Below are 24,261 nucleotides of genomic sequence, written 5' to 3'. Positions count from 1 at the left end.
TTCAAGGCGTGTCCAGTACTGCCCGGGACACGATGGACGCCCGCCGCCGAGGCAACAGGGGCTATCCATGGGGAATTTTGCGTGAACTATTTCACATTCGTGCTCCGGGCGCAAGCACTTTTCGTCTGCATGGAAACCCTTGCATGGTGCTTCCTCTGTAATCCAGGCTTGAAATAGTCCGAAAGTGACAGGAATTTTCCCATTTTCCTGACCGAAAGGCTTTTATGAATTGGTCTAATTGGTTATAAAATCAGTTTTTTGACTAACCTGGTGCAACAGCGGGCGTTCACCAGTTTCTCGCTCTTCGGTTAGTCGTTCACCTTGCCTGGGAAGTCCGGGCGCGTTTGCGGCGCACCGTGGGCGCCGAATGCTGCAGGAAATCATGCGGTCCCTGCAGGATGGCCTTCACCCCCGGATGACTGATGCGCCGATCCAGCGTGATGACATAGACCTCTTCCACCAACCCGGGCAGTTCCCCGCCGCGCACCAGACCGAATTGCCGCTCGAGTTCGGGCGTCAGTGTCGAGGGGTAGAGCATGGCCGCATGGCCTTCCTTGGCCAGCTCCATTCCCAGTGCCGGGTCATCGCATTCGGCCACCACAACCGGCTGCAGCTTGTGATGGTCCAGCCAGGCATGCAGGCGCGCCGAGAGCAGCGCGTCTTCGCCCGGCAGGGCCATGGGCAGTCCGTCCAGTCCTTGCGGCAGGCAACGTCCCTGCAGCAGTTCAGGACGGCCCACCAGCGACACCGGCAGCTGTCCCAGCAGGTGGCTGCGCGCCTTGACGCTGACCGAAGCCGGCATCGGTGCGTCCGCAATCACCAGGTCGATGCGGTGCAAGGCCAGATCCGCCAGCAGCAGCTCGTGCCGCCATTCGCGGCACACCAGCCGCACGCTGTTCGGGTGCAGCTTGAGTGCCGGCGCGAGCAGGTGCATCACCAGCGGCTTGGGCACGGCATCGGCTACGCCCACGCGCAGCTCCAGCGGCCGGCCGCTGTCGGCGCGGCTCTTGAGGCTGGCTTCCATCTCGCGGCCGAGCGCGAAGATGTCGCGTGCATAGTCCAATGCCAGCCGGCCGAACTCGGTCAGTGTCAGCTGGCGTCCCTGCCGCACGAACAGGGCGTTGCCGAGCGCCTCCTCCAGTTGCTGGATCTGGCTGCTCAGCGTTTGTGGCGTGAGGTGCAGCTGCTCGGCGGCCCGCGTGATGCCGCCGGCTTCAGCCACATGCAGAAAGTACTTGAGGTGCTTGTAGTTCATCACGGGGTGTCGTAATCATCAGATTTATTCGAATGATATCTTAGATATTTTCAGATTTACACGAAATAATTCGGGCACTACAATCGGCGCTCCCTGCAGCATCCGGTGTTTACCACCGTGATCCATGCGGCATTGGTGCTTATTTCGCGGCATTTGCGGTGATGTGGCCAGTGGCGCAGCATCCGGCTGTGCCCGGTGTGTTCCTGATTACCGAAAAGACGACTCCATGAATCCGACCAGCTTCCAGTTGGCCGCCGCCGCAATCTTCGCGCTGGCCGTGCTGCACACCTTCTCCACCAAATGGTTCGAGCGCCTGGCGCACCGCCATCCGCGCCATGCAGGCATCTACCACCTGCTGGGCGAAGTGGAGGCCGTGTTCGGCTTCTGGGCCATGATCCTCACCATCGTGATGATCATCATGCTCGGCGCCCCCGCCGCCATGGAATACCTGGAAACGCGCAACTACACCGAGCCGATGTTCGTCTTCGTGGTGATGGTGATTGCCGCCACGCGGCCCATCCTGCAGACCGCCGGCAAGGTGGTGCAGCTGCTGGCGCGCCTGCTGCCCTTGCCGCGCACGGTGGCTACCTATCTGGTGGTGCTGACGGTGGTGCCGATTCTCGGTTCCTTCATCACCGAGCCGGCTGCCATGACGCTGGCAGCCATGATGCTGTCGCGCGAGCTGTTTGCGCGCGTCAACGTCTCGCCGCTGCTGAAATACGCCACGCTGGCCGTGCTGTTTGTCAACGTCTCCATCGGCGGCACGCTCACTTCCTATGCGGCGCCGCCGGTGCTGATGGTGGCCCAGGCCTGGGGGTGGGACAGCGCCTTCATGCTGAAGACTTTCGGCTGGAAGGCCGCGCTGGCGGTAACCATCAACGCGGTGCTGGTGACCATGGTGTTCGGCCGCCAGCTGCTCAAGCTGGACCGCGAAGGCTCCGCCCAGGGCGACGAAGGCCAGCAACCCGTGCCACTGGCCCTGGTGCTGACGCACCTGGCCTTCCTGGTCATGGTGGTGGTGCTGGCGCACCATCCCGTGCTGTTCATCGGCCTGTTCCTGTTCTTCATGGGCGTGGTCACGGCCTATGGCCGCCACCAGGACCGGCTGATTCTGCGCGAGGGCCTGCTGGTGGGCTTTTTCCTGGCCGGTCTGGTGGTGCTGGGTGGCCAGCAGCAGTGGTGGCTCAAGCCGGTACTCACCAGCCTGTCCAGCGATGCGGTATTCTGGGGGGCCATGGGCCTGACGGCATTCACCGATAATGCAGCACTGACCTATCTCGGTTCGCTGGTGGATGGCCTCAGTCCCGAATTCAAGGTGGCGCTGGTGGCCGGCGCCGTGACGGGCGGCGGCATGACCGTGATCGCCAACGCCCCCAACCCTGCGGGCGTGGCCATTCTGCGCCGCTATTTCGATCATGGCGCGGTCAACCCGGGTATTCTCGCCCTGGCCGCTGCCATACCGACCTTTGTTGCAGCCATGGCATTCCAGTTGCCCTGAACCGCTGCAACTGCCTGCCGGGCCCCGTGCCCGGCGCACTGGAAAAGGAGCACAACATGAACAAGAAACCCTTGCGCGTCGGCATGCTGGGATTCGGCCGCACCGGCCGCGCCGTGGCGACCGTCCTCTTCAATGCCCCCCAGACCCATCTGGAGTGGGTGGTGCGCCGTTCGATGAGCAGCAGGCACCAGTCCGTGGCCGAAGTGCTGGGCGTGGAGTCGCCGCATCCGGCCCCGTTCCACACCATCGACGAAATGGATGCCGGCGCCTTGCTCGACCGCTTCCCGGTCGATGCCATCGTCGACTTCTCGGGCGAGGATGGCGTGCTCTACTACGGCGAAGCAGCGGCCAGCCGCGGCATCACCATCATCTCTGCGATTTCGGACTATCCCGAGGAACGCCTGGAGCTGCTGCGTCAGCTGGCAGAGCGTACCGTCGTCATGCACAGCCCCAACATCACGGTGGGCATCAACTTCCTGCTGATGGCGGCCAAGGTGCTGCGCCGCATCCTGCCGGATATCGACGTGGAGGTGTTCGAGGAGCACTTCCGCAGCAAGCCCGAGGTGTCGGGCACGGCCAAGGTGATTGCCGGCGAACTGGGCATCGAGCATGACCGCATCCGCGCCGTGCGGGCGGGCGGCATCATCGGCGTGCACGAGGTGCTGTTCGGCTTTCCGTACCAGACGGTGCGGCTCAAGCACGAATCGATCGCGCGCGAGGCCTTTGGGAATGGCATTCTGTTTGCGCTCGACAATCTGCGTGACAAGTCGGCCGGCTTCTACACCATGGAAGACCTGATGCGCCCGTACTTCCAGCTGGATTGCGCGCTGCCCAAGGATGCGGCGGGGGCGCCTCCCGCAGACGCGGGGTAAGCGGCGGGGCGGGGCCTGGCGTGCGCAGAGTCTGTCGGCCGGGCCTGCATGGTTAAAAAATTGTAATCTGGATCGCATTTATTGCAATTGAGTTGCGATAATGTGCGACTTTGTCACCTGACCCAGATCATCATGTCTTTTCTGTCCCTCTCCCATTGCTCCCGCCTGCTTGCCGGAGCAGGTTTGTCCCTGCTGGCTGGCGCCGCCATGGCGGCGCATCCCCTCATCACCGACGATACCGGCACCCAGGGCAAGGGCCACAGCCAGTTCGAACTGAGCAGCGACCATGACCGCACCCGCACCGACGCGGGCATCGAGCGCGTACAGTCCTCCAGCGCCGGCTTTGCCTACGGCGTGCATGACGATGTCGACCTCGGCATCAGCCTGCCGCACACCTCCTACCGGGTACCTGGCGAGGCGCGCCAGCAGGGCGTGGGCGATGTGACGCTGCAGGCCAAGTGGCGCTTCCATTTGGGCGAGCGCTGGTCGCTGGCACTCAAGCCGGTGCTGACCTTGCCGAGCGGCAACCATGACAAGGGCCTGGGCAATGGCCGCGCCACGACTGCGCTGCACCTGCTGGCGCAGTACGAGGCCGAGCCGCTGACCTGGCTGGTGAATGTGGGCGGCACCCACAACGACAACCGCGATGGCCAGCGCAAGGGCCTGTGGAGTGCTTCCACGGCGCTGCTGTACGCGCCGCATGCAGACTGGACGCTGGCCCTGGACGTCGGCGCGAATCGCAATGCCGACCGTGAAGGGCCGCGTACGCAGTCCTACGCCTTGCTGGGCGGCATCTACCACCTGAACAAGGATGTGGACCTCGATCTGGGCTACCGCCGCAGCCTGCAATCCGGCCCGGTGACGCATACCGTGGGCGCCGGCTTGACGGTGCGCTGGTAAGCGTCTGCCCGCAGGAGGCGGCGCTGGTTCCCTGTCCGCAATGGCCGCCGGGGCCGGCAGGGCCATCGTGGAGGAACCCGCCAGCGGGTGAGCAGGAGGGTACACTGGTCCTGATCTTCGATGAAAGGAGGGGGCGTGACGCTTGCCTGGATCCTGCTTCAGTTGCTGGCCTGTGCCGTGGTGATTGCCTGGGCCGGCTACTCGCTCAGCCGCAGCGCCGACCGGCTGGCCGAGATCTACGGCTGGGGGCGCGGCTGGGTCGGCCTGGCCATGCTGGCCACCATCACCTCGCTGCCCGAGCTCGCCTCGGGCATCAGTTCCGTCACCGTGGTGCAGGCGCCCAACCTGGCCGTGGGCAATGCGCTGGGGGCCTGCGTATTCAACCTGCTGTTCCTGGTGGTGGTGGACATGGTGCAGCGCCGCGAACCGCTCTACCGCCACGCCAGCGACACCCACGTGCTGTCGGCCGCCTTCGGCGTGGTGATGCTGGGTTTTGTCGCGCTGGGGCTGCTGGTGGGCGAACTGCTGGCGGATGTGCTCTACATCGGCGTGTTCAGTCCGCTGCTGCTGGGCCTGTACCTGCTGGCCTTGCGCAGTGTGCACCAGCATGAGCGACGCTTGCTCGAAGGCCTGGACGGCATCGCGCTGCCGCCGGAAACTCCGCGTGCCGAGCGCATGCAGACCTGGCGCAATTTCGTCTTCTCGGCCACGACCGTGCTGCTGGCGGGCAGTGCGCTGCCCTGGGTGGTGGATGCGCTCTCCGCGCATGTCGGCCTGTCGCGCAGCTTTGCCGGAACGGTGCTGATGGCGCTGGTCACCACCTTGCCCGAAATTTCCGTCACCCTGGCGGCGCTGCGCATGGGGGCGCTCGACATGGCGCTTGGCAACCTGCTGGGCAGCAATCTGTTCAACGTGCTGATCCTGTCGATCGACGATGCTTTCTACGTGCCGGGGCCGCTCCTGGCCGCGGCCTCGCCGGCGCACATGGGCACCATTCTGGCGGCGATGCTGATGTCGGGCATGGTCATCATCGGCCTGGTGATGCGGCCGCGGGGCAAGGTGCTGCGGCTGGTAAGCTGGATCAGTGTCGGCATTGCGGCCGTGTATGCGCTGAACGCGATCTGGATTTTTCTGGACGCTTCCGGCTGATACGCTGCGGGGCTCAGGGCTCAGGGCTCAGGGCTCAGGGCTCAGGGCTCAGGGCTCAGGGCTCAGGGCTCAGGGCTCGGGGCTCGGGGCTCAGGGCTGATGCCGGGTGGCAGGCGCTGCCGGGCTGGCGGATTTATGCCAGAGGCCGGACGAACTCCGCCACCAGGCGCACCACCTCATCTTCGCGCTCGCGGTGCGGCAGGTGGCGCGTCTCGGCCATGATCTCCACGCGCGCCGGCCCGCCCGAGAGCGCGCCGATCTGCTCGGGATGCGCGCTCGAACCGTACTCGTCCTCGCTGCCATGAATGGCCAGGACAGGGCAGCGCACCTCGGGCAGCACCGGGCGCAGGCTCCAGTGCTCGAACTCCGGATGCAGCCAGGAATCGATCCACGCATCCAGCACCCAGCGGGCCTTGTCGCCGTGGTACTTCTTCAGCCGCTCGAGTTGCGCCGGATCCTGGAACAGGACGCGCGCCTCTTCCAGCCCGCGCACCGTGCGTTCTTCGCGAAAGGCCTGCGCCGCCATGGTGACCAGACCGGCACACTGTTGCGGATAGCGCGCCGCACAGTTCACCGCAATGCCTCCCCCCACGCTGTGGCCGAGCAGGATGAACTGCTGCAAGCCCAGTGCCCGGATCAGCACGGCAAAGTCATCCTCCGCCTCCCGCGCGATGAAGTCGAGCGGCAGCGTGGCGGGATAGGCGTCGGAGCGGCCGAAGCCGAGCCGGTCATAGGCAACTACCTGCCGCCCGGTGCCCGTGCTGAGCGCCTGCGGAAAGCTGCGCCACAGCTCCACGCTGCCGAGCGAGTCGTGAAACAGGATGATTGGCGCCTGCGCGCTGTCGCTGCTCGCGGGCGTCCAGTTGCGGACGAACAGCCGGCCTTGTGTGCCGGTGATGAACTGGTCTTGCACAGCAGCTGACACCGGAAATTACTCCACCGTCACGCTCTTCGCCAGATTCCGCGGCTTGTCCACATCCGTCCCCTTGGCGCAGGCCGTGTGGTAGGCCAGCAGCTGCAGCGGCACCACGTGCAGGATGGGGCTCAGGCTGCCGTAGTGCTCCGGCATGCGGATCACATGGATGCCTTCCTCGCTCTGGATGTTGCTGTCCGCATCGGCCAGCACATACAGTACCCCGCCGCGCGCACGCACTTCCTGCATGTTGCTCTTGAGCTTGTCGATCAGCTCGTCGTTGGGCGCCACCACCACCACCGGCATGGCTTCGGTCACCAGCGCCAGCGGACCGTGCTTGAGCTCGCCGGCCGGATAGGCCTCGGCGTGGATGTAGCTGATTTCCTTGAGCTTGAGCGCGCCTTCCAGCGCGATCGGATAGTGCATGCCGCGGCCCAGGAACAGGGCGTTGTCCTTCTTGGCGAAGGCTTCCGACCACTGGATCATCTGCGGCTCCAGCGCCAGCACGGCCTGAATGGCCAGCGGCAGATGGCGCATGCGCTGCAGGTACTCGTCCTGCTTGTCCTCGGGGATGGTGCCCTTGACCTGGCCGATTGCCAGTGTCAGCAGAAACAGGCCGGCCAGCTGGGTGGTAAAGGCCTTGGTCGAAGCCACGCCGATTTCCACGCCGGCACGCGTGATATAGGCCAGCTCGCATTCGCGTACCATGGCACTGGTGGAGACGTTGCAGACCGTCAGGGTGTGCGTCATGCCGAGCGACTTGGCATGGCGCAACGCGGCCAGCGTGTCGGCGGTTTCGCCGCTCTGGCTGATGGTGACAATCAGCGTTTTCGGATTCGGCACGCTGGTGCGGTAGCGGTACTCGCTGGCAATTTCCACATCGGTCGGGATGCCGGCGATGGCTTCGAGCCAGTACTTGGCCGTGCAGCCGCTGTAGTAGCTGGTGCCGCAGGACAGGATCAGGATGCGGTCGATCTCCTTGAAGATGCGATAGGCACCGTCGCCGAACAGCTCGGGAACGATGCCCGCCACGCCTTCCAGCGTATCGGCCAGCGCACGCGGCTGCTCGAAGATTTCCTTCTGCATGTAGTGGCGGTAGGGGCCGAGTTCGGCGGCGCCGCTGTGGGCGTGCACGGTCTTGACCGGGCGGTCCTGCGCCGTCAGGCGCTGGCCGGCATTCTCGATCCAGTACTTGCCCGGCTGCAGGTCGACCACGTCGCCTTCTTCCAGATAGATGATCTGGTCGGTCACGCCGGCCAGGGCCATGGCATCACTGGCCAGATAGTGCGCGCCATCGGAGCCGATGCCCAGGATGAGCGGCGAGCCGGCGCGGCCGCCGACGATGCGGTGGGGCTCGTCACGCGCGATCACCGCCACGGCATAGGCGCCATGCAAACGCGCCAGCGCCTGCTTGACGGCATCGAACAGGTCGCCGTTGTAGAGCGAATCGATCAGGTGCGCGATGACTTCGGTATCGGTCTGGCTGGCAAAGGCATAGCCCTTGGCCTGCAGCTCGGCGCGCAGCGCGTCGTGGTTCTCGATGATGCCGTTGTGCACCAGCGCGATGCGGCCCGGCTTGTTGGCCGTGTTGGCGGCATCCACATGGGGGCCGTAGCTGAAGTGCGGATGCGCATTGTGCACGGCGGGCGCGCCATGTGTGGCCCAGCGCGTGTGGGCAATGCCGGTATAGCCATCGAGCTTGTCGTGCTGCACCTGCTCCAGCAGCTCGGCTACGCGCGAGGTGCTGCGGGCGCGCTTGAGGCCGTCGTTCCATACGGCCACGCCGCAGGAGTCATAGCCGCGGTATTCCAGACGCTGCAGGCCCTGCACCAGCACCGGCACCACGTTGCTGCTTCCCACTCCACCGACGATTCCGCACATGTTCTTGCTCCAGACAATAGATATGCCGAATCATAGGAAATCGTGTGAGAAATTTAGTGTTGAAATATCAAGTACAAAGAAATAAAATTTCTCCATAACTTGCCAATCAATAAAAATTTCACTTTTTTAATTTTCATGAAATGAATGAATACGATGTTGGCGGAGTCGAGCTGGATGCTGCCGACTGGCGCCTGCTCGAGCAGTTGCAGCAGGATGCCAGCCTGACCAATCAGGCGCTGGCCGAGCGCTGCCATATCTCGCCCCCCACCTGCCTGCGTCGCGTGCGCCGGCTGCAGGCGCTGGGGTTGATCGAGCGCACCGTCAGCATCCTTGGTGGAGACGCCCTGCGCGCGCTGACCGGCGCCGGCCTCACCGCGATTGTCGAAGTCACGCTCGACGTGCAGGCCGAGGAGGAGCAGCAGCAGTTCGAACAGCTTGCGGTGGCCGAGCCCGCCATCCAGCAGTGCTACCGCACCTCGCCCGGGCCGGATTTCATCCTGATTGCCACTGTGGCCGACATGCCGGCCTTCATGGCGCTGAGCCAGCGCCTGTTCACGCGCAATGCCAATGTGCGCAACGTGCGTTCGTTCTTCAGCGTGAAGCGAGCCAAGTTCAGCACGCGGATTCCCTTCCCGGAGCGCATCGCGCGCAGTTGATTTGTCCGCAGCGCATCCCTATATGCCCATAATGGCAGCGAGCACGTCCGCCAGGCGGCGGGCGGCTGGCAGTCCACCCACAGGAGCCGTCATTCATGGAGTTCAAGGACTACTACAAGGTGCTGGGCGTCGATAAGGGCGCCACGGCCGATGACATCAAGAAGGCCTTTCGCAAGCTGGCCCGCAAGTATCACCCGGACGTGAGCAAGGAGCCGGATGCCGCCGCGCGCATGGCCGAGGTGAACGAGGCCAACACCGTGCTCTCCGACCCCGAAAAGCGGGCCGCCTACGACAAGCTCGGCGCCAACTGGCAGGCCGGCATGGGCCCGGACGGCAATTACCAACCGCCCCCGAACTGGGATGCCGGTTTCGAATTCACCGATGGTGGCGGCGGCTTTCAGGGTTTCTCCGGCGATGGCAACTACAGCGACTTCTTCGAACAGCTGTTCGGCCAGGCCGCGCGCGCACAACGCGCCCAGCGCGGAGGACGTGCCCACGGCGGCAGCCACAGCATGCGCGGTGAAGACCATCACGCCAAGATCGAACTGGAGCTGCGCGATGCCTATATGGGCGTCGAGCGCACCATCACGCTGCAAAGTGCGCGCCTGGACGAGCAGGGCCACGTCATTCCCGAGCAGCGCAGCCTGCAGGTGAAAATTCCCAAGGGCGTGCGCGAAGGCCAGATGATCCGTCTGGCCGGGCAGGGCAGTCCGGGTTTCGGCGGCGGGCCGGCGGGCGATCTGATGCTGCAGGTCGTATTCCGCGAGGATGCGCGTTGGCGCGTGCAGGGCAAGGACGTCTATCAGCGCGTGCGTGTATCCCCCTGGGAAGCTGCCATTGGCGGCGCCATCGAGGTGACCACGCCAGCCGGTGGGACGGTCGAGGTGACCGTCCCGGCCGGATCGGGCAGTGGCCGCAAGTTGCGCCTGAAGGGCCGCGGCATCCCCTCTGCCGAGCCGGGCGATCTGTATCTGGAGCTGGAGCCCGCCATTCCGGGCGCCGTCACGGCCGAGCAGCGTGCGGCCTGGGAGAACCTGGCCAAGGCCTACCCCGGCTTCAACCCCCGTCTGGCCTGAGCGGCCGTTCGCGACTGACTGAAAGGACGAACCATGGCAATGATGCACACCACCGTGAGCGTTCCCGCCGACCTGACCGAGCTGCTGAGCGACCACTCGATGACGCTGGAAGAGCTGGCCCGCGCCTGCCGCATGGCCCCGGACTGGGTCAGCGCACGCGTGCAGGAGGGCGTGCTCTCCATCACGCAGATCAGCGGCGATCCGCACGTGGCGGCGGACGACCTGGGCACCTGGCGCTTTTCCTGCACCACCGCCATCCGGGCGCGCCGCCTGGCCGATCTGGAACAGATGTTCGATGCCGACCCGCAACTGGCGGCCATGACGGTGGATCTGATGGAGGAAGTGGCCGACTTGCGCCGCCGCCTGGCGATGCTTTGAGGACAGCGGGGGGCGGCGCTTACTTCTTGATTTTCACCGGCCGCTGGTAGTTTTCCTTCTGCACCAGCCGGCCGCGCACCACGCTCAGGGCATTCGGCGGCGTGTCGCGGCCAATCGTGCTGCCGGCGCCCACGGTGCCACCGGCGCCAATCGTCACCGGTGCCACCAGCACGCTGTTGCTGCCGATGTGCACATCGGCCTCGATCACCGTGCGGTGCTTATTGGCGCCATCGTAGTTGGCCGTGATGGAGCCGGCCCCGTAGTTCACGCGCTCGCCCACGGTGGCATCGCCCAGATAGGCCAGATGGTTGGCCTTGGCACCCTTGGCCAGGGTGGAGTTCTTCACCTCGACGAAGTTGCCGATATGCACTTCCTCGCCCAGATCGGCACCCGGGCGCAAACGGGCAAACGGCCCGATCAGCGCGCCGGCACCGACGCGCACGCCCAGCTTCTCGCCTTCGACATTGGTGAAGGGGTGGATCACCGCGCCATCGCCGATCTCGCAGTTGGCCAGCACGCAGTTGGCGCCGATGCGCACATTGCTGCCCAGCTTCACGCTGCCTTCGAACACGCAGTTCACGTCGATTTCCACATCCTGACCGCAGGAAAGCGTGCCGCGCAGATCGAAGCGCGCGGGATCGCGCAAACGCACACCGTCTCCCATCAGGCGCTCGGCCTGGCGCTTCTGGTACTCGCGCTCGAGCTCGGCCAGTTGCAGCGGGCTGTTCACGCCGGCTACCTGCACCGCGTCGCTGATCACATGCGCCAGCACCGGCACGCCATCGGCCACGGCCAGCTTGACCACGTCCGTCAGGTAGTACTCGTTTTGCGCGTTATTGTTGTCGATACGCCCCAGCCACTGCTTGAGCAGGCGCGCCGGCGCGGCCATGATGCCGCTGTAGATTTCCTTGACCGCCAGTTCGTCCGGCGTGCCGTCTTTCTGTTCGACGATACGCTCCACGTTGTCATAGGCATCTCGCACGATGCGGCCGTAGCCGAAGGGGTTCTCCATGCGCAGCGTCAGCAGCGCCAGCTTGTCGCCGCCGCACTGCTGCACCAGCGCCTGCACGGTGTCGGCCTGGGTCAGCGGCACGTCGCCGGACAGGATCACCACAATGCCGTCGTCGTCCAGCACCGGCACCGCCTGCTGCACGGCATGGCCGGTGCCGAGCTGCGGCATCTGGCGCACGAATTCGCGCCTGGGTTGCGTCTCTGCGGCCACAGCGAGCGCCGCTTCCACCTGTTCTGCACCGTGGCCGGTGATCACCACCACCTTGCGCGCCTGCAGCTGCGCTGCCGTATCCAGCACATGCTGCACCAGTCCCTGGTGGGCCAGCTTCTGCAGCACTTTGGGCGTGGCGCTCTTCATGCGGGTGCCTTTGCCGGCAGCCATGATGACGATGTCGAGAGGGTGGTTCATGGTGAAAAGAATGCGAAGGGAGATTAGCCAGCCCGCTCAGCGCGTTTTGCGCACGCGCAGGATCTCGTCCAGGATCAGGCAGATCGCCCCAATCGTGATGGCGGTATCCGCGACGTTGAAGGCCGGAAAGTGCCCCTGATGGAACAGCGGGCTCAGGAAATTCCAGTGGAAGTCCAGAAAGTCCACCACATAGCCATGCCACACGCGGTCGATCACGTTGCCGATGGCGCCGCCCAGCAGGCTGGCCATGGCAAAGCTGAACAGCTTCTGGTGCGGGTGCGTGCGGAGCATCCAGATGATGAAGGTCGCCGCCGCAATGCCGATGCCCATGAAAAACCAGCGCTGCCAGCCGCCCGCCTGCGCCAGGAAGGAGAAGGCCGCGCCATAGTTGTGCACGCGCACCACGTTGAAGAAGTTGGTGACGAAGGTGGCATCGCCCAGCTGGTAGTTCTGGACGATCAGCACCTTGGTGAACTGGTCGAAGATCAGCCACAGCGCGGCCACGGCCAGCCACAGGCCGAGGCTGCTGTCGCTGCTGCGCGTGGTTTTGCGGGCGGTGCCGGTGCGGCTGCGGGTGGTCGTCGCCATTTATGCAAACTCCCGCGCTTCGCCGGCGCCGTGCAGGTTGCTGTCGCAGCGGCCGCAGATGGTGGGATGCTCGGGGTTTATGCCCACATCGTCGCGGTAGTGCCAGCAGCGTTCGCATTTCTGCGCGGAAGAGGGCGTCACGCTGATCGCCAGCGCATCGCCGGCTTGCAGCGTCACCTGCGAGGTGATGAAGATGAACTTCAGGTCATCGCCCAGGCTTTGCAGGGCGGCCAGATCGTCAGACGGCGCCGTGATGGTGAGGTTGGCCTGCAGCGAGGAGCCGACCTGGCCCTGTTCGCGCACAGCCTCGATTTCCTTGTTGGCAGCGGCACGGATGTCCAGCAGGCGCTCCCATTTCACGGCCAGCAGATCATCGGTGGCGGGCAGGGTGCTGTAGGTTTCGATGAAGATCGAGTCGCTGCTGCCGATGATTTCCCACGCCTCTTCGGCGGTAAAGCTCAGGAACGGCGCCATCCAGCGCAGCATGGCGTGCGTGATGTGGTACAGCGCGGTCTGGGCGCTGCGGCGGGCGCGGCTGTCGGCCTTGGTCGTGTACAGGCGGTCCTTCAGCACGTCCAGGTAGAAGCCGCCCAGGAATTCGCTGCAGAAATGCTGCAGCTTGGCCACCACCGGGTGGAACTCGTACACCTCGTAGTGCGCCAGGATGTCGGTCTGCAGCGCCGCGGCACGGCCCAGCGCAAAGCGGTCCACCTCGAACAGCTCGGCATCGGCCACGGCATCGCGTGCGATGTCGAAATCGCTGATGTTGGCCAGCAGGAAGCGCAGCGTGTTGCGGATGCGGCGGTAGGCATCAACCACGCGCGCCAGGATCTTGTCGTCGATCGCCAGGTCGCCCGAGTAGTCGGTGCTGGCCACCCACAGGCGGATGATCTCGGCGCCGAGCTTGTCGCTCACGCTCTGCGGCGCCACCACGTTGCCAACCGACTTGCTCATCTTGCGGCCTTGGCCGTCCACGGTGAAGCCGTGCGTCAGCAGGCCCTTGTAGGGCGCGCGACCATCGGTGGCGCAGGCGGTCAGCAGCGAGCTGTGGAACCAGCCGCGGTGCTGGTCATGGCCTTCCAGATACAGGTCGGCCGGAAACTGCAGCACATCGGCATGGCTGCCGCGCAGCACGTGCAGATGCGTGGTGCCGGAGTCGAACCACACGTCCAGCGTGTCGTTCACCTTGGTGTAGTGCCGGGCCTCTTCCGCGCCCAGGATCTCCTCGGTCGTGATCTTGCTCCAGGCCTCGATGCCGCCGCGTTCCACCATGCTGGCGGCCTGGTCCATGATTTCCATGGTGCGCGGGTGCAGCTCGCCGCTGTCCTTGTGGATGAAGAAGGGCAGAGGCACGCCCCAGTTGCGCTGGCGCGAGATGCACCAGTCCGGGCGGTTGGCGATCATGTCGCGCAGGCGCGCCTTGCCGTTCTCGGGATAGAAACTGGTCTGCTCGATGGCCTCCAGCGCCACTTCGCGCAGGCTGCGCGGCGCCTTGTCGCTGGTGAACACGCCTTCGCCTTCGTCCATGCGCACGAACCACTGGGCGGCCGCGCGGTAGATCACCGGCGTCTTGTGGCGCCAGCAGTGCGGGTAGCTGTGCGTGATATCGTGCGTGGACAGGACACGGCCGGCATTCTTCAGCGCCTCGATGATCACCGGCACCGCCTTCCAGATATGCAGGCCGCCGAACAGCGGGAAGCCGTCTTCATACTGGCCGTTGCCCTGCACCGGGTTGAGGATGTCCTCGTACTTCATGCCGTGTGTGACGCAGCTGTGGAAGTCGTCCAGGCCATAGGCGGGCGAGGAGTGCACGATACCGGTGCCGTCCTCGTCGGTAGCGTAGTCGGCCAGGTACACGGGCGAGAAGCGCGCGTAGCCGGGGTCCACGTCGTACAGCGGGTGCTTGAAATGGATCAGGCCCAGGGTCTCGCCCTTGGTGGTGCCCACCACCTCGCCCTGCAGGCCGAAGCGCTCCAGGCAGCTCTCGACCAGCGAGGCCGCCAGCAGCAGATAGCCGCGCTCGGTCCTGACCAGCGCGTAGTTCAGGTGCGGGTTGATGTTCAGGGCCTGGTTGGCGGGAATGGTCCAGGCGGTGGTGGTCCAGATCACGGCAAAGGCGGGCGTATCCAGGCCAGGCAGGCCGAAAGCGGCAGCCAGCTTGTCCGGATCCGCACATTCGAAGGCGATGTCCAGCGTGGTGCTCTTCTTGTCCTGGTATTCGATCTCGAACTCGGCCAGCGAGGAGCCGCAGTCGAAGCACCAGTACACCGGTTTGAGGCCGCGGTAGATGAAGCCGCGTTCCATGATCTTCTTCAGCGCGCGGATCTCGTTCGCCTCGTTGCCGAAGTTCATGGTCTTGTACGGATTGTCCCAGGCACCCAGCACGCCCAGGCGCTTGAAGTCGGCCATCTGGCCGGCGATCTGCTCGGCGGCGTAGGCGCGGCTCTTGGCCTGTACCTCGTCGCGCGGCAGGTTGCGGCCGTGCAGCTTCTCGATCTGGTTCTCGATCGGCAAGCCGTGGCAGTCCCAGCCCGGCACGTAAACGGCATCCAGGCCCTTGAGCTGGCGCGCCTTCACGATCATGTCCTTCAGGATCTTGTTGACCGCGTGGCCGATGTGGATCTGGCCGTTGGCATAGGGCGGGCCATCGTGCAGCACGAACTTCTCCTGGCCGGCGCGGGCGGCACGCAGCTTGTCGTGCAGCTTGCCGTCTTCCCACTTCTTCACCCAGTCGGGCTCGCGCTTGGGCAGGTTGCCGCGCATGGGGAAGGGCGTATCGGGCAGGTTGAGGGTCTTGCTGTAGTCGGTGGTGTTCTGGTCGGACATGGCGGCGGAATCTTGGAAAGAGGGGACAGGGGCCGCATCATGCGGCGGGCAGGACGAGGCAGGCGGGGCATGCGGGCGTCGGACGCTGCCGGGGCCATGGGCCGCCGCAGGCCGGGCGCGCATGGCAGGCCTGCCATGCGAAGGCCGTCAAATTCGGTCGCGCGTGGTCTGGCGTCGGGTTTCGCTGTGGCGGGCGGCAAACCATGCGCGCGCGTCGGCACAGTCTTGCGCAATGCCCTGTTGCAGGGCGGCCAGACCGTCGTACTTGCGTTCGTCGTGCAGTTTGTGCAGCAGTTCCACGCGGATGATTTTACCGTAGCCGCCTTCGCGCCCCAGTTCCTGCGGCCATTCGAGGCAGAACGTCTCCAGCAGCACGCGTCCGCCGTTCACGTCATTGGGGTCGAGCGAGGGGCGGATGCCCATGTTGGCCACACCCGGCAGTGGCTGTCCGTCCTGCGTCAGGCCGTGCACCTGCACCACGAAAATGCCGCTGGCGGCGGGTTTCCAGTGCGAAAAGCGCAGGTTGAGCGTGGGAAAGTCCAGGCTGCGGCCCAGCTTGCGGCCATGCACCACATGGCCGCTGACGCTGTAGGGGCGGCCCAGCAGGCGCGTGACCTCGTTCATGTCGCCCGCTGCAAGCGCCTCGCGCACCTCGGTGCTGCTGACGCGGATGCCCGGCTCCGATGGCGCGGCCTCGCCCGGCGGCGTCAGGCGCGAGATCTCGTAGCTGTTCATGCGCGAGACCTCGAAGCCCTGCATGCGGCCGGCGGCGTCCAGCATGGCGTAGTCGCCGATGCGGCCCGCGCCAAAACGGAAATCATCGCCCACCAGCACATACTGCGCCCCCAGGCCTTCCACCAGCACCTGGCGGATGAACTCCTCGGCGGGCAGCGAGGCCAGCTGTTCGTTGAACGGGATGATCACCGTCTGGTCGATGCCGTTGTTCGCCAGTTCGGACAGCTTGTCGCGCAGGGTGGCGATGCGCGCCGGGGCCAGTTCCGGCTTCCTGAACTTCTCGGCAAAGAAGTCGCGCGGATGCGGCTCGAAGGTGAGGGCGCAACTGGGCAGGCCGCGATGGCGCGCCTCGTTGCGCAGCAGGGCCAGCATCGCCTGGTGGCCGCGGTGCACGCCATCGAAATTGCCGATGGTCAGGGCGCAGCGCGGGGCGAGCTGGGAATGGCGAAAGCCGCGGAAAATCTTCATGGGCGGGTATTATCGCCGCACGGCTGCCCCTGGGGCAAAAGAATGCGCACGAGCCCGGCGCGTTAGCGCGAGGGTTGCGCCGCCGTCAGCAGGCGCTGATAGTCATCCGCCGTGCGCTGGCAGGTGTCGCCAGTGCCATCGCGCCGCGCCAGCAACAGCAGGGAGCGGTCCCAGCCTGCAGTGTATTGTGCGCGCAACTGGCGCACGTCGTAGCCCTGGCGCAGGGCCGTGCTGGCTGACTCGGCAAACAGCGGTTCCTGGCCGGGCGCGCAACTGGCCAGCATGGCGCGCAGGCGCAGCAGGTGGCGCGCGGTGTTCTCGGCCGTCTGCTCCTTGATGGAAACCGGCTGCGGCACGGCCTGCTCGGCCAGCGCCAGCCACTGCTCCGCCTGGGCGCTGTCGTGCTGGCGTGCGGCCAGCATGGCCAGGGTTTCGGCCACCTGCAGGCGCTGCAGGGGGGCGAGCGAAGCAGCGGAAGGGGCTTTCAGCGCGGCGGCCAGTTGCTGCTGCAGGCGCGGCACCAGCGGGGCGAGCTTGCCCGGCCACTGGTCCAGCCGTACCAGCGTGCCCAGCATCTGCTGCTGGGCCTGCAGGCGCAACAGGTCGATGCTGCCATCGGCCTTCAACGGTGAAGCTTCCAGCCAGGGCTGCAGGCGAAACTGCAGGCGCTCGGCGCGCTGCAGCATCTGGGCGCTATCGGCCAGTTCGGCGCCATCGCGGTGCTGGTGATAGGCGACGGCCAGCGCCGTGCGCGGCACATCCACCAGATAGGACATGCCCGGCAGCACCACCGCCCAATAGGCCAGGTTCAGCGCCAGACCGCTGGGCTCGCGCCCCTGTTCCATGGCCTGCACGCTCTGGCGCGCGCCATACCAGGGGCCGGCAATCAGCGCCGCCAGAGCCAGCAGCGCGACAAGCAATTTACGGTTCATGGGCCTGCATTCTAGTCCTGCCATGTGGCTGGGAACGGCCGGTTCATGGTGTATCGCCTACACGCTTGCGCCGCCGATGGCGGATAATTCCGGGCATGACTTCGCAGAAAAACATCGTGATCCTGATCTCCGGCGGCGGCTCCAACATGGCGGCCATCGTGCGTGCTGCGCAGCGCGAACACTGGCTGCGCCGCTTCGGCGGCCGCATCGCTGCCGTGATCAGCAACAAGGCCGATGCCGGCGGCCTCAAGTTTGCCCAGGAGCAGGGCATTGCCACCGGGGTGCTTGATCACAAGGCCTTCCCCGATCGCGCCAGCTTCGATGCTGCGCTGGCGGAGCTGATCGACCGCTACGAGCCTTCACTGGTGGTGCTGGCCGGCTTCATGCGTATCCTCACGCCGGAGTTCGTGGCGCGCTATGCAGGCCGCATGCTCAACATTCACCCCTCGCTGCTGCCGGCCTTTCCGGGGCTGCACACGCACCAGCGGGCGCTGGATGCAGGCTGCCAGTTTGCCGGCGCCACCGTGCACATCGTGACGGCCGATCTGGACCACGGCCCGATTCTGGCGCAGGCCGTGGTGCCCGTGCTGCCGGACGACACTGCCGATACGCTCGCTGCGCGCGTGCTGACGCAGGAACATCTGATCTATCCGCAGGCCGTTGCCCGCTGCCTTGCGCGTCAGGCCAGCCTGCAGCAGGAGGCCGCATGACGACCCAGCCCGGCGACGCCATTCCCGTGACGGTGCCCGCGCCGCACGACCTGATCACATCCTGGCCCGAACAGCCGCAGCAGTTGTTCCTGCTGTTCCATGGCGCGGGGCAGAAGCCGTCCGACATGCTCGAGATGGCGCAGCGCCTGGCGCGGCAGTTCCCGCAGGGCATCGTGGCCTGCGTGGCCGCACCCCATGCCTACGACGAGGGCGATGGCTTCCAGTGGTACTCGCACCGCGGCGAGCGCGACGAGAACCGCACCGAGCGGCTGCTGCCGGCACGTCTGGAGTTTTCCGCCACGGTGCGTGCCTGGCAGCGCCACACCGGGCTCGGCCATGAACGCACGGCCCTGCTGTGCTTTGCCCAGTCTGCAACGGTGGCGCTGGAAACCGTGGCGCTCGAGCATGACCTCGCCGCGCGCCTGTTTGCCGTGGCCGGCCGCTTCGATCGCCTGCCCGAGCAGATGCACCAGCACACCTGCATCCACTGGATGCACGGCAAGAACGACGATGTCATGCCCTACCAGGCCGCGGTGGAGGCGGGCTATCGGTTGCGGGATCTGGATGCGGACTTCTCCGTCGACGTGTTTCCCGAAACCGGCCATTGCGTGACCGAGGAGATGGAGCAGCGCATCTTCCATCTGCTGGCCAACCACGTGCCGCTGCGCCTGTGGCGTCAGGCAATGGCCGAAGCGGGGCAACCGGAGACGCCGCCGCCTTCGCCACTGCACTAGAACTCCCCAGCGCGGGAGCCGGATGCAGGAAGCAGGGTCTCCGCAGCCATTCAGTAGGGGGCTTGACCTGCATCAGCACCGTCACCCGCCGGTGCGGTAACAGCTTGTAGGGCTATTGACTTTTGGCGACCAGCCGTCACCATAGAAATCTCTGCAACCCTTGGCCGCAAGGCCTGAATAGACACCTGCATGCTTGACTCCTTTTTTGGCGTCCTCACCCGCATCCTGATGTGGGGCGCCGCAGCCGTTTTCACCACCAGCATCCTGATCGCCGGCACCTTCGCCGTGGCCGTCGGCGGCGTCTGGATGCTGCTGACCGGCCGCAATCCGCTGCTGCTCTATCGCAGCTACTCCGACATGGCCAACCGTTTCCGTGGCGGCAATTTCGGCTGGTCGTCCATGCCGCAGGGCGGTGGTTTCGGATCGGCGTCTGCCGATGCCAACGCCGAAGAAGCACCTGCACCGCGCAAGGCGCCGGCCAGGCGCCGCTTTGGCCGCTCCTCCGATGTGCAGGATGCGGTCGTCAAGGAAATCCGTTCCTGAGGTTGAAGGCGAGGCGGAACTGGTTCCGCATGCGCCAACGGAATCCGCAGGCCACAACGGAAAAGGGCGGCAAGCCAGTGCTTGTCGCCCTCGTCGTTTCTGCAGCCCGTATCCGAGATACAGGCCGTAGCGCTATCAGCTTTCCACGAAAGCGCGCTCGATCACATAGTCGCCCGGGGTAGTGGTATTGCCCTCCGCAAAGCCGCGCTTCTCGCAGATTTCCTTCAGGTCGCGCAGCACGGTCGGGCTGCCGCAGATCATCACGCGGTCGGTTTCGGGATTCAGCTCCGGCAGGCCGAGTTCGCGCGCCATCTGGCCGCTTTCGATCAGGGTGGTGATGCGGCCCTGGCGCTCAAAGGGTTCGCGTGTGACGGTGGGGTAGTAGATCAGTTGCTCGCGCACGATCTCGCCCAGGAATTCGTGCTCGGGCAGTTCCTTGGTCAGATAGTCGCGATAGCACAGCTCGGCTACGTGGCGCACGCCATGCACCAGGATGACTTTCTCGAAACGCTCATAGGTTTCCGGGTCGCGGATGATGGACAGCCAGGGCGCCAGGCCGGTGCCGGTGCCCAGCAGGTACAGGTTTTTGGCCGGGGTCAGATAGTCGATCAGCAGGGTGCCCGTGGGCTTCTTGCCGACGATGACGGTATCGCCCACCTTCAGGTGCTGTAGCTGGCTGGTCAGCGGGCCGTCCGGCACCTTGATGCTCAGGAATTCCAGGTGCTCCTCGTAGTTGGGGCTGGCAATGCTGTAGGCGCGTAGCAGCGGCTTGCCGTTTTCCTGGCGCAGGCCGATCATCGTGAAATGCCCGTTGGAGAAGCGCAGGGCGGTGTCACGCGTGGTGGTGAAGCTGAACAGGCGGTCGGTCCAGTGGTGGACGGAAAGAACTTTTTCTTCGAGAAAGGCGCTCATGGTGCTCGGTCAGGAAGGCGGCGCTGGAAAGGGCGCTGCACAAGGAAAAAACAGGACGACAGGGGCCGTGCAGGTGGCGGCTATCGGGGTAAACCCACATTGTGCGCCTGACGTGACAGGCTTGGCAAAGATTTGTGTCTTATTTACTCATAACCCTGATCCGGATCAGAGAAGCCTTTCACGTCATGTGGCGAAAGTGGATAAGGTGCTTACAGGCCGGCTTCGCGGCGCAGCGCCGGGAACAGGATCACGTCGCGGATGCTCGGGCTGTCGGTCAGCAGCATCATGAAGCGGTCGATGCCCACGCCGCAGCCGCCGGTGGGCGGCATGCCGTATTCCAGCGCGCGGATGAAGTCGTGGTCGAAGAACATGGCCTCGTCATCGCCGGCATCCTTGGCATCCACCTGGGCCTGCAGGCGCGCGGCCTGGTCCTCGGCGTCGTTCAGCTCGGAGAAGCCGTTGGCCATCTCGCGGCCGGTGATGTAGAGCTCGAAGCGCTCGGTCACTTCCGGGCGGGCATCGTTGGCGCGCGCCAGCGGGCTGATCTCGGTCGGATGCTCCATGATGAAGGTGGGCTGCCACAGCTTCTCTTCCACCGCTTCCTCGAAGTACATCACCTGCAGGCTGGGCAGGCTGCGGCTGCTCAGGCGATGTTCTTCCTCGCTCATGCCCAGACGCTTGAGCGCGCTGATCAGCCAGGCCGGATCGTCCACGTGTGCGCCGGCCTCGGTGTGGGCGTGGATGGCTTCGCGGATGGTCATGCGCTGGAAGGGCTGTGACAGGTCGATGGCACGGCCCTGGTAGCTGATCTGCAGCGTACCCAGCGCTTTCATGGCCACATGGCGCAGCAGGGATTCGGTGAAGTCCATCAGGTCCTGGTAGTGCCAGAACGCTGCGTAGAACTCCATCATGGTGAACTCGGGGTTGTGGCGGACGCTGATGCCCTCGTTGCGGAAGCTGCGGTTGATCTCGAACACGCGCTCGAAGCCGCCCACGATCAGGCGCTTGAGATACAGCTCGGGCGCGATGCGCAGGAACATTTCCTGGTCCAGCGCGTTGTGATGCGTGACGAAGGGCTTGGCGTTGGCGCCGCCCGGAATCGGGTGCAGCATGGGCGTTTCCACTTCCAGGAAGCCGTGGTGCACCATGAACTCGCGCATGCTGCTGATGGCCTTGCTGCGTGCGGTGAAGCGCTGGCGGGCGGACTCGTCGGTGATCAGGTCGACATAGCGCTGGCGGTACTTGATTTCCTGGTCGGCCACGCCGTGAAACTTGTCGGGCAACGGGCGCAGGCTCTTGGTCAGCAGGCGGATTTTGGTCGCGTGCAGTGACAGTTCGCCAGTGCGCGTCTTGAACAGATAGCCTTCGGCAGCGACGATGTCGCCCAGGTCCCAGTGCTTGAAGGCGCCGTACACGTCTTCGCCCACGTCGTCGCGCGTGATGTAGATCTGGAAGCGGCCGGTGGAGTCCTGCAGCGTGGCAAAGCTGGCCTTGCCCATGACGCGCTTGAGCATCATGCGGCCGGCGATGCTGGCGGGGATTTTGTCGCCGGCGGCGTTGGCTTCGTCCAGCTGTTCCTTGGTTTTTTCTTCGTGGGCAGCGAGCAGGTCCGCAGCGCGGTTGGCCGGCTTGAAGTCGTTCGGGAACGCCACGCCCTTGCCTTCGGCCTGGGCGGCGCGCAGCGCCTTGAGCTTCTCGCGGCGTTCGGCGATCAGCTGGTTGTCATCAACGGCGGGGGCTGCGGGAGCCTGGGCGGGGTTCTGTTGTTCGGACATGGACGGTGTGATGGCGAGGCAAGGCCTGCCTCTGGGCTGGCAAAAACCCTTATTTTAGGCTGTGCGGGGTGCTTGCGGCCAGTGGCGGGGGTACAGGATGTTGTGGCGGACCGACTGCGCGAGGCGAATCGAAGGGTTTGGTGCCAACCGGGATTGGCCGCCGAGGGCGATTGTGCCCCGCGGGAGTCGCGGTACCATGCACACAAGGGCGAACCGATAGTGTTCGCCAGAGCACGAAAGACTGGAGACCACTGATGACGCAGACCACGGCCCTTTTCAACTCCGCATCGATCCGGCGCAGCGCCCCGGCTCTTGCTGCCTCCGTGCTGGCCCTGTTGCTGGCGGCCTGCGGATCGCCGCCTGCAGGCCGGACGTCCGACGTGGCCCGGGCAGAGGCGGTTGCGCCGCTCGCGGGCAAGGCCGCGGTGCGTACGGCGATGCCCATGGCTGTGGGAGGACAGGTCCTGTATGCGCCATCGCCAGCCGGTATCGAAGACCTGCGGCCTGCCAATACCGAGAAGTACGGCGAAATCAACACCAACCCGGTGCATGAGGTGGCGAAGGAGCCGGTTTCCACCTTCAGCATCGACGTGGACACCGGCAGCTACGCCAACGTGCGCCGCTTTCTCAATGACGGCCGGCTACCACCGGTGGATGCCGTGCGGGTGGAAGAGCTCATCAACTACTTTCCCTATGACTATCCCCGTCCGGCTGCCGGCAGCCCGCATCCCTTCGGCGTGACGACGGAAGTGGCACAGTCGCCCTGGAAGGCCGATGCGCAACTGTTGCGCATTGCCATCCAGGCCGCAGACAAGACCCTGGGCAGCCTGCCGCCGGCCAACCTGGTGTTTCTGGTGGATGTGTCCGGCTCCATGCAGGCGGCCGACAAGCTGCCGCTGGTGAAGAGAACGTTGCGCCTGCTGACCGAGCAATTGCGCCCGCAGGACCGCGTGACCATCGTCACCTATGCCAGCGGCGAAAAACTGGTGCTGCCGCCCACGCCGGGCAGCAACAAGGAGGCCATCCTGGCCGTGGTGAACGCCCTGCAGGCTGGCGGCTCCACGGCGGGCGAGGCGGCGATCCAGATGGCCTACCGCGAGGCGCAGAAAGCCTGGCAGCGCAACGGCATCAACCGCATCCTGCTGGCGACGGACGGGGATTTCAACGTCGGCATCACCGACTTCAACACGCTCAAGGGCATGGTGGCGGAAAAGCGCAAGTCCGGCATCTCGCTCACCACGTTGGGCTTCGGCACCGGCAACTACAACGAGCGCCTGATGGAACAACTGGCCGACGCGGGTGACGGCAACTACAGCTATATCGACAGCGAACTGGAGGCGAAGAAGGTGCTGCGCCAGCAGCTCACCTCCACGCTGGCCACCGTCGCGCAGGACGTGAAGGTGCAGGTAGAGTTCAATCCCGCCACGGTGAGCCAGTACCGCCTGGTGGGATATGAGAACCGTCTGCTGCGCAAGGAAGACTTCAACAATGACCAGGTGGATGCCGGCGATATCGGCGCCGGGCATGGCGTGACGGCGCTGTACGAGATCATCCCGGCGGGCAAACCGGGCTGGCTGAGCGACAGCCGCTATCAGCCGAAAGCGGCTCCAGCCGGGCATGGCAATGAACTGGCCTTTGTGCAGCTGCGCTACAAGCCGTTGGGCAAGAGCACCAGTGTGCTGATGAGCACACCGGTGCCGGTGGGTGCCCGTGCCCTGGCGCAGGCCAGCACCGACATGCGCTTTGCCACGGCGGTGGCGAGCTATGGCCAGTTGCTGCGCGGGGGGCAATATACCGGCCAGTTCGGCTGGAACGACACCGTCGCGCTGGCGCAGGGCGCGCTGGGGGCCGATCCCTTCGGCTTGCGCAAGGAGTTCGTCGAACTGGCGGGCGTGGCGCGCAGCCTGAGCAGCAAGCCGGGCGCGCGGCCGCCGTTGCAGATCAGCCGCTAGTGTGACACCTTGCCGGGCAATGGCTTCGGACGTTCTTGCGCCTGCAGGCCCGGGATGGTCGCTGTGGCGAGCCTGGCGGGCAAGGCAA

General features: G+C 65.3%; 21 protein-coding genes. 11 read left to right on the top strand and 10 right to left on the bottom strand.

Annotation, left to right across the window (positions count from 1 at the left end):
• Positions 1–316: 316 nt before the first annotated feature.
• Positions 317–1,255: a LysR family transcriptional regulator gene (locus tag ACX36O_RS09720; protein ID WP_213361291.1), complete on the bottom strand. Its 939-nt coding sequence runs from the start codon at positions 1,253–1,255 to the stop codon at positions 317–319.
• A 226-nt stretch (positions 1,256–1,481) separates the two neighbouring features.
• On the opposite strand from ACX36O_RS09720, the gene ACX36O_RS09715 reads away from it, so the two are divergent.
• The 4 genes from ACX36O_RS09715 to ACX36O_RS09700 all read left to right on the top strand — a co-directional run bounded on the left by ACX36O_RS09715 (position 1,482) and on the right by ACX36O_RS09700 (position 5,674).
• Positions 1,482–2,753, top strand: a complete 1,272-nt coding sequence (locus ACX36O_RS09715; RefSeq protein WP_213361290.1) for a putative Na+/H+ antiporter — start codon at positions 1,482–1,484, stop codon at positions 2,751–2,753.
• Between the two features lie 56 nt (positions 2,754–2,809).
• Entirely contained in the window at positions 2,810–3,625 is an 816-nt protein-coding gene (locus tag ACX36O_RS09710) for a dihydrodipicolinate reductase C-terminal domain-containing protein (RefSeq protein ID WP_213361289.1), read from the top strand.
• Between the two features lie 132 nt (positions 3,626–3,757).
• Positions 3,758–4,525 (top strand): transporter, encoded by a 768-nt coding sequence (locus ACX36O_RS09705; protein WP_213361288.1) that lies wholly within the window; start codon positions 3,758–3,760, stop codon positions 4,523–4,525.
• Positions 4,526–4,660: 135 nt separating this feature from the next.
• Positions 4,661–5,674, top strand: coding sequence for a sodium:calcium antiporter (locus ACX36O_RS09700; RefSeq protein WP_213361286.1), 1,014 nt, complete (start codon positions 4,661–4,663; stop codon positions 5,672–5,674).
• Positions 5,675–5,807: 133 nt separating this feature from the next.
• Here the strand turns inward: ACX36O_RS09700 and ACX36O_RS09695 are convergent, their stop codons facing one another.
• Positions 5,808–6,599 (bottom strand): alpha/beta fold hydrolase, encoded by a 792-nt coding sequence (locus tag ACX36O_RS09695; RefSeq protein WP_213361285.1) that lies wholly within the window; start codon positions 6,597–6,599, stop codon positions 5,808–5,810.
• A 6-nt stretch (positions 6,600–6,605) separates the two neighbouring features.
• On the bottom strand, positions 6,606–8,468 hold the full coding sequence (gene glmS, locus ACX36O_RS09690) for a glutamine--fructose-6-phosphate transaminase (isomerizing) (RefSeq protein ID WP_371686534.1): 1,863 nt from the start codon (positions 8,466–8,468) through the stop codon (positions 6,606–6,608).
• 140 nt (positions 8,469–8,608) lie between these two features.
• On the opposite strand from glmS, the gene ACX36O_RS09685 reads away from it, so the two are divergent.
• The 3 genes from ACX36O_RS09685 (at position 8,609) to ACX36O_RS09675 (ending at position 10,578) form a co-directional block, all read left to right on the top strand.
• Positions 8,609–9,124, top strand: coding sequence for an Lrp/AsnC family transcriptional regulator (locus ACX36O_RS09685; RefSeq protein ID WP_371686533.1), 516 nt, complete (start codon positions 8,609–8,611; stop codon positions 9,122–9,124).
• Positions 9,125–9,219: 95 nt separating this feature from the next.
• A complete protein-coding gene (locus tag ACX36O_RS09680) occupies positions 9,220–10,200 on the top strand; it encodes a DnaJ C-terminal domain-containing protein (protein WP_488359700.1) in 981 nt (326 codons plus the stop codon).
• 33 nt (positions 10,201–10,233) lie between these two features.
• Entirely contained in the window at positions 10,234–10,578 is a 345-nt protein-coding gene (locus tag ACX36O_RS09675) for a chaperone modulator CbpM (protein WP_250131029.1), read from the top strand.
• 19 nt (positions 10,579–10,597) lie between these two features.
• Here ACX36O_RS09675 and glmU read toward each other — a convergent pair whose 3' ends face one another.
• From glmU to ACX36O_RS09650, 5 genes are all read right to left on the bottom strand, one after another.
• A complete protein-coding gene (glmU, locus tag ACX36O_RS09670; RefSeq protein WP_371686532.1) occupies positions 10,598–11,998 on the bottom strand; it encodes a bifunctional UDP-N-acetylglucosamine diphosphorylase/glucosamine-1-phosphate N-acetyltransferase GlmU in 1,401 nt (466 codons plus the stop codon).
• A gap of 36 nt (positions 11,999–12,034) precedes the next feature.
• Positions 12,035–12,586 (bottom strand): signal peptidase II, encoded by a 552-nt coding sequence (lspA, locus tag ACX36O_RS09665; RefSeq protein WP_213361280.1) that lies wholly within the window; start codon positions 12,584–12,586, stop codon positions 12,035–12,037.
• The gene (gene ileS, locus ACX36O_RS09660) at positions 12,587–15,412 is read right to left on the bottom strand and encodes an isoleucine--tRNA ligase (protein WP_488359699.1); all 2,826 of its coding nucleotides are present in this window, start codon (positions 15,410–15,412) and stop codon (positions 12,587–12,589) included.
• Between the two features lie 147 nt (positions 15,413–15,559).
• Positions 15,560–16,615 carry a bifunctional riboflavin kinase/FAD synthetase gene (locus ACX36O_RS09655; RefSeq protein ID WP_213361276.1) on the bottom strand — a complete coding sequence of 352 codons (1,056 nt, stop codon included), beginning with the start codon at positions 16,613–16,615 and terminating at the stop codon, positions 15,560–15,562.
• Between the two features lie 62 nt (positions 16,616–16,677).
• Positions 16,678–17,547: a hypothetical protein gene (locus tag ACX36O_RS09650; protein ID WP_213361274.1), complete on the bottom strand. Its 870-nt coding sequence runs from the start codon at positions 17,545–17,547 to the stop codon at positions 16,678–16,680.
• A gap of 95 nt (positions 17,548–17,642) precedes the next feature.
• On the opposite strand from ACX36O_RS09650, the gene purN reads away from it, so the two are divergent.
• The 3 genes from purN (at position 17,643) to ACX36O_RS09635 (ending at position 19,534) form a co-directional block, all read left to right on the top strand.
• Positions 17,643–18,257, top strand: coding sequence for a phosphoribosylglycinamide formyltransferase (purN, locus tag ACX36O_RS09645; protein ID WP_213361273.1), 615 nt, complete (start codon positions 17,643–17,645; stop codon positions 18,255–18,257).
• Complete coding sequence (ypfH, locus tag ACX36O_RS09640; RefSeq protein WP_213361272.1) at positions 18,254–18,991, top strand: esterase; 738 nt, start codon at positions 18,254–18,256, stop codon at positions 18,989–18,991. Before purN ends, ypfH begins: the two co-directional genes overlap by 4 nt.
• Positions 18,992–19,180: 189 nt before the next feature.
• Complete coding sequence (locus ACX36O_RS09635; protein ID WP_213361271.1) at positions 19,181–19,534, top strand: hypothetical protein; 354 nt, start codon at positions 19,181–19,183, stop codon at positions 19,532–19,534.
• A gap of 135 nt (positions 19,535–19,669) precedes the next feature.
• Here the strand turns inward: ACX36O_RS09635 and ACX36O_RS09630 are convergent, their stop codons facing one another.
• Positions 19,670–20,446, bottom strand: a complete 777-nt coding sequence (locus ACX36O_RS09630; RefSeq protein ID WP_213361270.1) for a ferredoxin--NADP reductase — start codon at positions 20,444–20,446, stop codon at positions 19,670–19,672.
• 209 nt (positions 20,447–20,655) lie between these two features.
• Positions 20,656–22,221, bottom strand: coding sequence for a lysine--tRNA ligase (lysS, locus tag ACX36O_RS09625; RefSeq protein WP_213361269.1), 1,566 nt, complete (start codon positions 22,219–22,221; stop codon positions 20,656–20,658).
• Positions 22,222–22,475: 254 nt separating this feature from the next.
• On the opposite strand from lysS, the gene ACX36O_RS09620 reads away from it, so the two are divergent.
• Positions 22,476–24,173, top strand: coding sequence for a vWA domain-containing protein (locus tag ACX36O_RS09620; RefSeq protein ID WP_488359698.1), 1,698 nt, complete (start codon positions 22,476–22,478; stop codon positions 24,171–24,173).
• The last annotated feature ends 88 nt before the right edge of the window (positions 24,174–24,261 follow it).

It is taken from the genome of Brachymonas sp. KE5, from assembly GCF_057773645.1.
This window is presented reverse-complemented; position numbering and strand designations above follow the sequence as displayed.